Origin of the sequence: Lachnoanaerobaculum sp. Marseille-Q4761, assembly GCF_017565785.1 — a bacterium.
Classification (GTDB): domain Bacteria; phylum Bacillota; class Clostridia; order Lachnospirales; family Lachnospiraceae; genus Lachnoanaerobaculum.
In genome coordinates this window covers 1-11,260 of the sequence record NZ_JAGEKB010000007.1, presented here as the reverse complement: position 1 = coordinate 11,260, position 11,260 = coordinate 1, and the positions used below count along the sequence as shown (strand labels likewise).

The 11,260-nt window shown below is 35.0% G+C and carries 8 protein-coding genes and 1 pseudogene; all 9 read left to right on the top strand.

The window, feature by feature from the left end; all coding sequences use genetic code 11:
• On the top strand, positions 1 to 2,207 hold a 2,207-nt coding region (locus J4O15_RS15675), incomplete at its 5' end, for a VirB4-like conjugal transfer ATPase, CD1110 family (protein ID WP_208101511.1).
• A complete protein-coding gene (locus tag J4O15_RS16210) occupies positions 2,182 to 2,313 on the top strand; it encodes a hypothetical protein (protein WP_279546400.1) in 132 nt (43 codons plus the stop codon). The genes J4O15_RS15675 and J4O15_RS16210, both read left to right, overlap by 26 nt.
• The gene (locus tag J4O15_RS15670; protein ID WP_208101509.1) at positions 2,285 to 4,612 is read left to right on the top strand and encodes a C40 family peptidase; all 2,328 of its coding nucleotides are present in this window, start codon (positions 2,285 to 2,287) and stop codon (positions 4,610 to 4,612) included. Before J4O15_RS16210 ends, J4O15_RS15670 begins: the two co-directional genes overlap by 29 nt.
• A gap of 13 nt (positions 4,613 to 4,625) precedes the next feature.
• Positions 4,626 to 4,922 carry a conjugal transfer protein gene (locus J4O15_RS15665; protein WP_208101507.1) on the top strand — a complete coding sequence of 99 codons (297 nt, stop codon included), beginning with the start codon at positions 4,626 to 4,628 and terminating at the stop codon, positions 4,920 to 4,922.
• Positions 4,903 to 5,781 carry a CD1107 family mobile element protein gene (locus J4O15_RS15660; RefSeq protein ID WP_208101506.1) on the top strand — a complete coding sequence of 293 codons (879 nt, stop codon included), beginning with the start codon at positions 4,903 to 4,905 and terminating at the stop codon, positions 5,779 to 5,781. The genes J4O15_RS15665 and J4O15_RS15660 overlap by 20 nt, the downstream gene beginning before the upstream one ends.
• A gap of 106 nt (positions 5,782 to 5,887) precedes the next feature.
• Positions 5,888 to 6,862 carry a hypothetical protein gene (locus J4O15_RS15655; RefSeq protein ID WP_208101504.1) on the top strand — a complete coding sequence of 325 codons (975 nt, stop codon included), beginning with the start codon at positions 5,888 to 5,890 and terminating at the stop codon, positions 6,860 to 6,862.
• 324 nt (positions 6,863 to 7,186) lie between these two features.
• A pseudogene (locus J4O15_RS15650) lies at positions 7,187 to 8,479 on the top strand (IS110 family transposase).
• A gap of 470 nt (positions 8,480 to 8,949) precedes the next feature.
• Positions 8,950 to 10,671 (top strand): DNA topoisomerase 3, encoded by a 1,722-nt coding sequence (locus tag J4O15_RS15645; RefSeq protein ID WP_208101501.1) that lies wholly within the window; start codon positions 8,950 to 8,952, stop codon positions 10,669 to 10,671.
• Between the two features lie 3 nt (positions 10,672 to 10,674).
• Positions 10,675 to 11,226, top strand: a complete 552-nt coding sequence (locus J4O15_RS15640) for an NAD(P)-dependent oxidoreductase (RefSeq protein WP_208101500.1) — start codon at positions 10,675 to 10,677, stop codon at positions 11,224 to 11,226.
• The last annotated feature ends 34 nt before the right edge of the window (positions 11,227 to 11,260 follow it).

Below are 11,260 nucleotides of genomic sequence, written 5' to 3'. Positions count from 1 at the left end.
TTCGCTTTTTTGATATTAATTATAGGCTTATGGAAGAAGAGGATCAGGAGGGGATATTTGCCGACTTTTCTTCTTTTCTTAATTTCTTTGATTCAAGTGTGGAAGTGGAGTTTAACTATATTAACAGCATAGGTGAAAATGAAGAAAGAAAGGAGCTTATTAATATCAAAGAAACCGAGGATGATTTTAATGAGATAAGAAATGAATACAGACAAATGCTCCTAAATCAAAGTAGCAAGGGAAATAACGGACTGTCAAAAAATATGTATTTAACCTTTACCATAAAAGCTGAGGATTTAAAGCAGGCAAAAAGCAGACTGGAGAGAATAGAATCGGATATATTAAATAACTTTAGGCAGATGGGTGTAAAGGGCTATGTACTTGATGGAGAAGAACGCTTAAAAGTCATTCACGATATATTAAATCCTGATGACAGGTTTATTTTTAACTTTGAAGATTTAAAATACAGCGGACTTACAACAAAGGAATACATTGTACCGACTTCCTTTAATTTTTCAAAGCCTACATATTTTAAGATGGGAGAAGTATTTGCAGAGGTAAACTTTCTACAGATTTTAGCATCGGATATAAAGGATGAAATGCTTTCAGAATTTTTAGAGGTGGAAGAAAATATTATCGTTACCTTTCATATCAAAGCTGTTGACAGAATGGAAGCGATTAAAAACATAAAAAGAAAAATAACCGATCTTGATAAGATGAAGCTTGAGGAAAATAAAAAAGCAATCAGAGCAGGATATGATATAGATATCCTGCCAAGTGATCTTGTAACTTATGGTGCGGAGGCAAAAAGCCTACTTTCTGAGCTTCAAAATCATGATGAAAAGATGTTTTTAGTAACTATCCTTATTATGAGTACAGGTAAAAGTAGGACTAAGCTTGAAAATACCGTATTTACATTAAAATCTATTGCAAACAGGCACAACTGTAACATTAAAAACTTAAACTACAGGCAGGAACAGGGGCTTGTTGCAAGCCTTCCACTTGGAATAAATGAGGTGGAAATAGAAAGAGGACTTACCACAAGTTCGGTGGCTATATTTATTCCCTTTACAACGGAGGAACTCTTTATTAAGGGTGAAAGTTTGTATTACGGCTTAAATGCTTTAAGTCGAAATATTATCATGGCTGACAGAAAGAAACTTAAAAATCCGAACGGGCTGATACTTGGAACACCGGGTAGCGGAAAATCTTTTGCGGCAAAGAGAGAGATTACCAATGCCTTTTTGATTACTGATGATGATATCATTATTGCAGATCCTGAGGCTGAATATTCTCCGCTTGTTAATGCCTTAAAAGGTCAGGTTATTAAAATATCACCGATTTCAAAAGACTATATAAATCCCCTTGATATCAACACCGACTATGCGGATGAAGATAATCCGTTGTCATTAAAATCTGATTTTATACTTTCCCTTTTTGAACTTGTAGTTGGAGAGAAAAAGCTAAGTGCGGAAGAAATCTCAGTTATTGATAGATGCTTGCCAATTCTTTATAAAGCCTATTTTGAAAATCCGATACCTGAAAATATGCCTATACTTGAAGATTTATATAATCTTCTTAGAAAACAGGAGGAGGAAATAGGAAAGAAACTTGCGGTAGAGATGGAGATCTATGTAAAAGGAAGCCTTAATGTATTTAATCACAGAACGAATGTAGACACAAACAACAGGGTGGTTTGCTATGATATTAAAGAACTTGGAAAACAGCTTAAAAAAATAGGGATGTTAATAATACAAGATCAGGTTTGGAACAGAGTAACAATAAATAGGGCAAGTAAAAAAGCAACAAGATATTTTGTTGATGAATTTCACCTTCTTTTAAAAGAACCGCAAACAGCCAACTATTCTATAGAAATCTGGAAGCGTTTTAGAAAATGGGGAGGTATGCCTACAGGTTTAACGCAGAATATCAAGGATCTCTTGGCAAGTCCGGAGATTGAAAATATCTTTGATAATACCGACTTTATTCTGATGCTTAATCAGGCGGGAACGGATAGAGATACACTGGCTAAGAAGCTTAATATTTCAAAGCAACAGCTTTCCTATGTAACAAACAGTAATGAGGGAGAAGGTTTAATCTTCTATGGAAATACCATTGTTCCCTTTATAGACCGATTCCCTAAAAATACAAAACTGTACTCATTGATAACAACAAAACTAAGTGAGACAGGAAAAGATAAAAAGTGAGAAGCAGTATGCAGAATCCAAGATAAATACAGAATACATAGGGTTTGCAAGAAAGACAGAAAGTGAGGTAAAAAAACTTGAGAAAGAAAAAGAATATAAGGTATAAAAATAGTAGAGAAAAGCCGTTAAATCAAGAGATACAGTCTTTTCCATCTAAAAATCAAACTGGTTATAAAAAAGAAAATGTTCAAAAACAGGGTGTTCTTATTAAAGATGATATGCCGGCTGAAGTAAAGACATCTTCATCTAAGAAAACATTTATAAATCATACGGATATAGAGGATAAATATCATTACCTAAATAAAGGCAGTGATTCTTATGAGATACCGGGTAAGGGAAATATAAATCAGGACAAATCTTTTCTTGAGCCCAAAAAGGATAAAAAGGTCAGGCAAAAACAGATAGGCAGATTTTATAATAAAGAAAAAGAAACCTATGAAGATTTATCTAAAGATACAGATAAAAATATAGCTTCTAATCAGTATAATACGGACTTTAGGGATGATAAAGATCTGCAAAAGGTATCAGCCAAGGAACAAAGGCATAAAGAAAATGCCGCCACAATAACAACTGATAAGTCTAAAAATAAAGTAAAAGCAAATAGGAAACGATATAAGAAAATCTTAAAAGAAAACCATGACAAAGAAGATTTAAGCTTAAAGAAACGTTCAAAGAAATATTTTAAAAGTAACTTTGAAGATGAAGAATTTACAAGGACTAAGAATAAGAAAAATCCTCTAAACACAAAGTATGGAGTAAAAGAAAAAAACGATAATAAAGGAGAAAGACCGGATAATTCAAAGCCTAAACCTAAAGAATATTCAAAAAAAGCCAATGATAAATTTAGAAAACAGGAAAAGAAGATTTTAAAGCTTCAGCATAAAAAGCAAAGCTTTGAAAAGCGTCTTAAAAATAAAGGTAAAGACAGCATATCTTCTAAGAGTGCAGTAGTTGCGGTAGGAGCGGTAAACAGGTATCTTGAAAGTGGACAAGAGGACAATGCCGGTGTCAGTGCCGCTCATAAGACCACAGAAGGCATAGAAAGTCTTGCAAGAAAAGCCCACAATCATGGAAAAAGTAGCGTGTTAAAAAGACAAAAAAGGATAGTAAGGCTTGAAAAAGATATTGAAAAACAGGAAAAGAAGCTGTTTTTTAAGAAAAATATGGAAGAACTTAAGAAAAGTAGTGAGTATCAAAATACTTCAAGGTTAAGACAGTTTTTCAAAAGGAGGCAGTATAAAAAGCAACTTCAAAAGAAATATAAGGATAGGATAAAGAATGGGCTTAAAAAATCCTTAGCAAAGGGAAGCAAAAAGTTTGCAGAATTTATAAAAGAAAGAAGTAAAAAGATAATGTTCCTAATACTTTTGTTGGTAGGGACATTTTTTATGCTCTTTCAGGCGGGGAGCATGGTGATGAATATAGGAACGGGAACAATCAGTGATACCGTTTCTACGACCTATCTTTCCTCAGAAGATACCTTAAGGAATATCAATCAGGAATTTTCTTCTTTAGAACAGGGCCTGCAAGAGGAAATGGAAAGCGTAGAAGAAACCAATCCGGGATATGATGAATATATAATAAACGGAAAAGAAAAAATAAGTCATAATGTCCATGAGTTGCTATCTTATATTACATCTCGATATGGTGTGGTAAAAGAAATATCTGAAATAGCCGGAGAAATACAACAGCTGTTTAATCAAATGTATACATTGACCTATAATGAAGAAATTGAAATCAGATATAAAACCGTTACATCAAGCTATATTGATGAAGCGGGGAATGAGCAGACAGAAAGCCGTGAAGAAGCTTATGAATATAAAAAACTCATTGTAAACTTAGAAAAAAGAGAAATGGACGATATCATAAGAGAAGTATTTAATTCCTATCCCAACAATTTAGCTCACTATGAAGCACTGCTTTCAAGCAAAGGCAATATGGAACTTGTTTTTGGGAGCGATAACGGAGATTTATCGGAGATTGTAAACAATCCCGACTTTTCAAATCCGGGAATCGCCTTTGATGATGTAACGGTTAAGGCATTGTTTAACGAAGCGGAGAAACATATAGGTAAAAAATATGTATTTGGAGCAAACGGACCGAATAACTTTGATTGTTCGTCCTTTGTATGCTGGAGTTTCACGCATTCAGGAGTTAAAAATATGCCAAGAACCACTGCTTGGGGGATTTATAAAACTTATTGTAATTCTATATCTCCAAGTGAAGCAAAGGCGGGAGATATTATCTTCTTTAAAAACACTTATAACAGCAAGAGTCCGATATCCCATGTAGGTATCTATGCAGGAGGCGGAATGATGATACATGCAGGCAATCCTATTCGCTTTGTAAGTATCAATACACCTTACTGGATAGAACATTTCTATGGTTTCGGTAGAGTTAAATGACAGGAGGAAGAAGTTGAATAAAAAGTATCAAAAGAATATCGAAAATCAAAAAGCGATAGAAGAAAAAATAGAAGAACTTAGGCTGAGGCAGGAAATACTTAAAGAAGAGCAGGAGGAAATGGAGCAGGTTGAGGTTTTAAAGGAATATAGAAGCATTGATATTTCACTGGATGAGTTTTTAGAAATGATGAGAAATTACAAAAATGAAAGACAAAGTGAAAAGAAAATGAAAGAGCCGGAAAATTCTAAAGAAGTAGAGGAAAACAGAGAAAAAATCATGGAGGATACGAATGAAGGAAATGAAATCTAAAAAGAATAGGGTGAAAAGATTGGTAGGAGTTATTTGCTTACTTATGATATTTATTATAGGGAATATTTACCCTACATATACTTTTGCACAGGTTAGTGAAAGTGAAATAGAAACTGAGGAGACTCGGGAAACAGCAAGTAAAGATAATAAAGAAGAAAGGGAAGTACGCTTTCCGAATAAACTGGAGGCAAAAGAGCCTCCAAGTGATAATCAGGTAGGCAGCCAAAGTGATACTATAAATAAAGGTATTCCCACAGCAGAAGGCAGTGCAAAGGCGGAACTTATAGAAAATGTAAATAATGCCAATCAGGATTATCCTATTCATCATGGAGAAAGTACGGGGGATGAAAGTGGCAAATATTTTGCCGATGCCAGACAGTTCATTACATTTAAAACAAAGTCCGGAAAGACCTTTCATCTAATCATTAATTATGATGAAGAAGGGCAAAATGTCATGCTGCTTACAGAAGTTAGCGAAGATGATTTATTAAATATGGTTGAAGCAAAAGAAAAACTTAAAGAGGAAGTAAAAAAGATAGAAGAGGTACCGGCACCAACAGAAGCAACAAAAGAAGAACCGGTAAAGGAAGAGCCTAAAAAGAAGGAAGAAAGTAAAGGCACAGGGCTTTATATATTTTTAGGATTGCTTATCATGGCAGTTGTGGGGGCAGGATATTATTTTAAGATTTATAAGAAAAAGCAGGAAGAAAGTGAGGATGAGGAGGATTACAACGAGCTTGAGGATGATTATGAAAGCGAGGATAATGTAGAGGTTCCAGAAGAAGCACCGGAGAAAGAGGAGCAGGAAGAAGTGGATGATATGGCAATAGATGCCTATGAGGATGAAGATGATGAGTAAAAAAGGATAAAGAATATAGTGCCTTTTTTGTTCATATATAGTATGATATTTACGGACAAAGATACAAATAAAGTGATTTAAAATATAATTGTAAGGACACATAGCTATGAAATATATTTATTTAGACCAAAACAAATGGATTGAGTTAGCAAAAGGAATCAAAGAAAAAGCTCATGACTATATTAAACTGTATGAAGTTATTGTTGAAAACATAGATAATGGTAATTGGGCGTTTCCATTATCATCTATTCATATTACTGAAACTATGAAGAGAAAGGATGAAACTTCTAGGAAAAATATATTAGATCTAATGTTTTCTATTTCTAGAGGATATGGGATTTATGATTATATGACTACTGATGCTATTGAGTTTAATTATTGGATTAATAATAAAAATGTTGATGTTTCCAAGTTAAAGTCTACAATAATTAAACAAGAATGGATAAATATTATTGGTTTGTCCTCAGAAAATATTAATGCTAAGCTTGATAATAAGCTTCATTCGATAAATGAATTAAAAGCAATAGAGGGAATAATGAGTGAATATTTTTGTGATAGAGAAATTTTTGATTTAATCTGCAATATTATAAACAATAATATTGCAGAAGATGAAGAATATTACTATGAATGTTATAAAAATGGAAGGGAAAGTTTTTTATTATGTAAAGATAAAATTAAGGATTTAGATGAGTATAAAGAGAAATATTTATACCCGACATATCTTTGGACCGTTTTTACCCAAGTTTATAAAGACAAAATTAAAAATTTACAACCAAAAGAGGAAGAAAATATTAGAAAATTATTTGAGCAAAATAATAAGATGACATCACCTATTGCTAATTTAGAAGAATTACCAGGCTTTAATATTCATAACAGATTAATATTTGAGCTTTATAATAATCCTAATAAAAATGTTGATAGGCATGATTTTAATGATTTGGCTTATTTACGAATTGCTATACCTTACTGTGATGTTGTTATTTGTGAAAAATATTGGTGTGATAGAGCGTGTTATTATAAATTCGATGAGAGATATAATACTACTATAAGTACTAAATTACTGAGTCTGATTGATTATTGAAAATCAACTTAAAATGGTTATAAAGATATATAAAATGTAAGTTCAAACTTGAAACAACCACAAAAACTTCGCATAAAAGCTGAAGAGAGTGAAAACTTATGTATCTCAAATAGAAGCGTTAAAATAGGCAATAATATTAAAAAAGTAAATAGTAAAAACCAAAAGGCAATCAGAAGGAAAAATTCCGATTGCCTTTTTTCATGCAAAAAAGGAGCTTCCTGTATAATTTAAATGGTGGACGTTGAAAATTGAAAATACCTCAGAGTAAAATAAGACTACTGACTGGCAGGTTGGTAAATCTTATCAAACAGAGAGGTATCTACAATGAAGTCTAACACACAAAATACAAAAATTGAAGCAATTACAGAAACTACTTTGGTGCTCGGAATCGATGTCGGAAGTGAAACGCATTATGCAAGAGCTTTTGATTACCGAGGAATCGAGTATTCTAAGAAACCGTTTAAGTTTAGTAATGATGAGGCCGGATTCGTGATGTTTAAGGCATGGATTCTGGACATCAAAGAAAAGCATGGTAAGGACAAGGTGGTTCCGGGAATGGAGCCTACCGGCCACTACTGGTTCAATCTTGGTAAGTTCCTTTAGGACAACGAGATGAAGCCGGTTCTTGTGAATCCTCATCATGTAAAGAAATCAAAAGAACTCGACGATAACAATCCGACAAAGAACGATTGTAAAGATCCGAAAGTCATAGCAGGACTAGTTAGAGGGGGACGTTACATGATCCCATACCTGCCGGAGGGTGTTTATGCAGATCTTAGAACTGCATCTAACATGAGATTTCAGCTACAAGCGGAGCTTACAAGAATTCAGAATAGGATCAGTCGTTGGTTCAATATATATTTTCCTGAATACAAAACAGTGTACGGGCAGCCGGATGCTAAAAGCGGAATGCTGATTCTCAAGGTGGCGCCACTTCCGGAAGATATCCTGACGTTGGGTATCGATGGGGTGAACCAAATCTGGAGAGATGCGAAGGTGAGAGCAGTTGGGAAAGCGAGGGCAAAGACACTGATAGAAGCTGCTGAGCACAGTGTTGGAAGCAAAGAAGGTGAAATATCTGCAAGGATGGAAATCCGTATGCTGCTGGAGGATTATGAGTCCAGAAATACTCGTCTTCAGGAAGTAGTAGCTCTGATTGAAGAGCTGGTAAAAAAGATTCCAATGGCTGAAAAGCTGTTGGAAATTAAGGGAGTAGGAATCAAGACGGTGTCGGGATTCCTGGCTGAAGTGGGCGATATAAGCCGCTTCAATAACCCCAAAGAACTGCAGAAACTTGCAGGTTTAGCATTGGTTGAGAATAGTTCGGGTAAACATAAGGGTGAGACAACAATAAGCAGACGAGGTCGAAAGAGACTAAGATATCTGCTCTTCGAGGTTGCAATGTCTCTTGTGTCAAAGAATCCGGAATTCAGGGAACTCCACTCATACTATACAACCAGAAAGCTGAATCCATTAAAGAAGATGCAGTCGCTGATGGCTGTGGCGGCAAAGCTGCTCCGTGTCTTCTTTGCAATGCTGACCAAGGGTGTGGACTATGATCCCAAAAAGCTGGTTGGTGATATAAAGAGACCGGCAGTATATCTGCAGGTAGCATAAGCGTACAATGTAATCAATACAGCGGCCGTCCTATGGGAGGTCACTAAACAAAGCAGAATGTAGCAGATAACGTCCACTGATCAAAGTGCTGGTACAGGAAGCGAGTCAGTAATCAACAATACAAAGAATGAGCCGGTAGTCGGCAGGAATTGTAACCATGGGGCATGACCCCGTAAAGGAGCATAGCTGACACCCTGGTTATGGGCAGGCAGGACGAAGGAAGTTAGGACCTCTGGAGACAGAGATGATCCTGGTGGATATAGGAGGTTAGCTGCCATAGAGGGATGGGTATACACAAGGCCAGTAAAGCGAAAAACAATGACGTTTTATTTCGTGTACCCTTTTACCGCTATTTCAGTACCAGATACACCGAAATGTTCATAACTCTGGCTTATTTACTGAGACAGACAAGGTCAAAAAACCTTGAATTTTCAATAAAAAATACTTGATTATATGAGGAGGATTTATAAATGAATTTAGTGATATGTGAAAAGCCAAGTGTTGCAATGAGTATTGCAAAGGTCATCGGTGCAACCGGCAGACAAAACGGATACTATGAAGGAGGTGGATATATTGTAAGTTGGTGTGTGGGACATTTGATACAGATGGCAAGTCCTTTGGCTTATGATGAAAAGTATGGCAAGTGGAGATTGGAAGATTTACCGATTATTCCGGGCAAGTATAAGTATGAGGTTGTAAAGTCAACTAGGGGTCAGTTTAATACTCTTAAAAAGCTGATGAACTCTAAAGAGATTGAAACGGTTATTAACGCCTGTGATGCGGGGCGTGAGGGAGAGTTAATCTTTAGGCTTGTATATGAGCAGGCAGGTTGTAAAAAGAATATCAAAAGGCTTTGGATCTCATCAATGGAAGATGTGGCAATAAAGGAAGGCTTTAAGCAGCTAAAAGAGGGAAAAGAGTATGAAGATCTATATAAATCAGCTCTTGCCAGAAGTAAGGCGGATTGGCTTGTAGGCATGAACATGAGCAGGTTTTATTCTCTTATTTACAATCAAAGTTATTCTGTTGGAAGAGTACAGACACCCACGCTTGCCATGATTGTGAAAAGAGATGATGAAATAACAGCTTTTAAGAAAGAGAAGTATTATATAGGCGAGCTTTATTTTACCGGTTTTACTCTTTCAACAGACAGAATAGACAGTCTTGAAATCGTAGAAGATTTAGTAAATGTGGTAGGAAATAAAATTGTAGTAAGAAATGTGGAGAAAAAGGAGAAGATAACAAAGCCCGACTTGCCGTTTGATCTAACAACACTTCAAAGAGAATGTAACAAGTACTTCGGATACAGTGCAAAACAGACACTTGACTATGTTCAAAGCCTTTATGAAAAGAAAATGATTACATATCCCAGAACGGACAGCCGATATCTTTCGAAAGATATGATTATAAATACGATAAATAATATACTTGGTAAAAATGACTTTGATACAAAGAGAATTAAAGTTATTTTTAACTCAGCTAAGGTAACGGATCACCATGCAATCATACCTACAGTAAGTTCTTTAGAGGAAGATATGTCCACAATTCCTGAAAGTGAAAGAAAAATATATAAACTTATCTTAAACAAACTCCATGCAAGTGTAGGCTATCCCTTAATTGAAAACATAACAAAGATTGTTGCTGTATATGAAAGTCAGGGTGATGTATTTGAATTTAAGGCAAGCGGTAAGGTTATTACAGATGAAGGTTTTACAAAATATCTTAAACAGTACGGTTCAAAGAAAAATGAAGATGTTGTATTACCTGATGTGAATGTAGGAGATGTACTTAAAATCAAGGATAAAGAGATAAAAGAAAAATATACGACACCACCAAAGTATTTTACAGAGGATACTTTACTTAAAGCCATGGAAACGGCAGGTAATGATGCTCTGGAAAAAGAGGCTGAGGTTGAGCGAAGGGGACTTGGAACACCTGCAACAAGAGCAGGTATTATAGAAAATTTGATTTCCAAGGATTTTATAGAAAGAGATAAGAAAAATCTTATTGCAACCAAAAAAGGAAAAGCTCTTATAGAGATCGTGGAGGATAACTTTAAGTCGGCTAAAACAACAGCTAAGTGGGAAATTAAACTTTCTGATATAGCACTGGGTAAAGCATCAAATGAAGCGTTTTTAACGGGCATTGAAAGCGAGATAAAAGAAACTATTGCCAAGTATCAGGGAAGATAATCTATGTTTGATACATTGATGAAACTTGATAAAGACAGAGAGGTCTTGGATTTTTATGCCACCGATAAAAGAGCAACAAAGGAGCTTTTAATAAGAGAAAATTTCAGAGAAACAATATATGAGCCTGCCTGCGGTCAGGGGCATATCGCAAAGGTACTTGAAGAGCATGGATACAGGGTAAAAGCGGAAGATATTTGTTACAGAGGATATGGAAACGAAAGAGAGGTGGATTTTTTTACAGTTAAGGAAAATACCTTAGACATAGTAACGAATCCGCCTTATTTTTGTGCGGATAAATTTCTAAAACACGCCCTTGAAATATCTGTCCCGAAAGTAAAAATAGCAATGCTTTTTCGCTTAGCATTTTTGGAGGGACAAAAAAGATATGAGTTATTTAAAAATTATCCTATAAAAAAGGTATATGTATTTTCCAAAAGACTTAACTGTGCTAAAAATGCCGAATTTGAAAAGTATAAAAGCAATGCCATTGCATTTGCATGGTTTATATGGGAAGTAGGTTATACAGGAATTACGCAACTAAAATGGATCTTATAAAAAATAGTATAAAAACAATAAAGAACAGAATTTA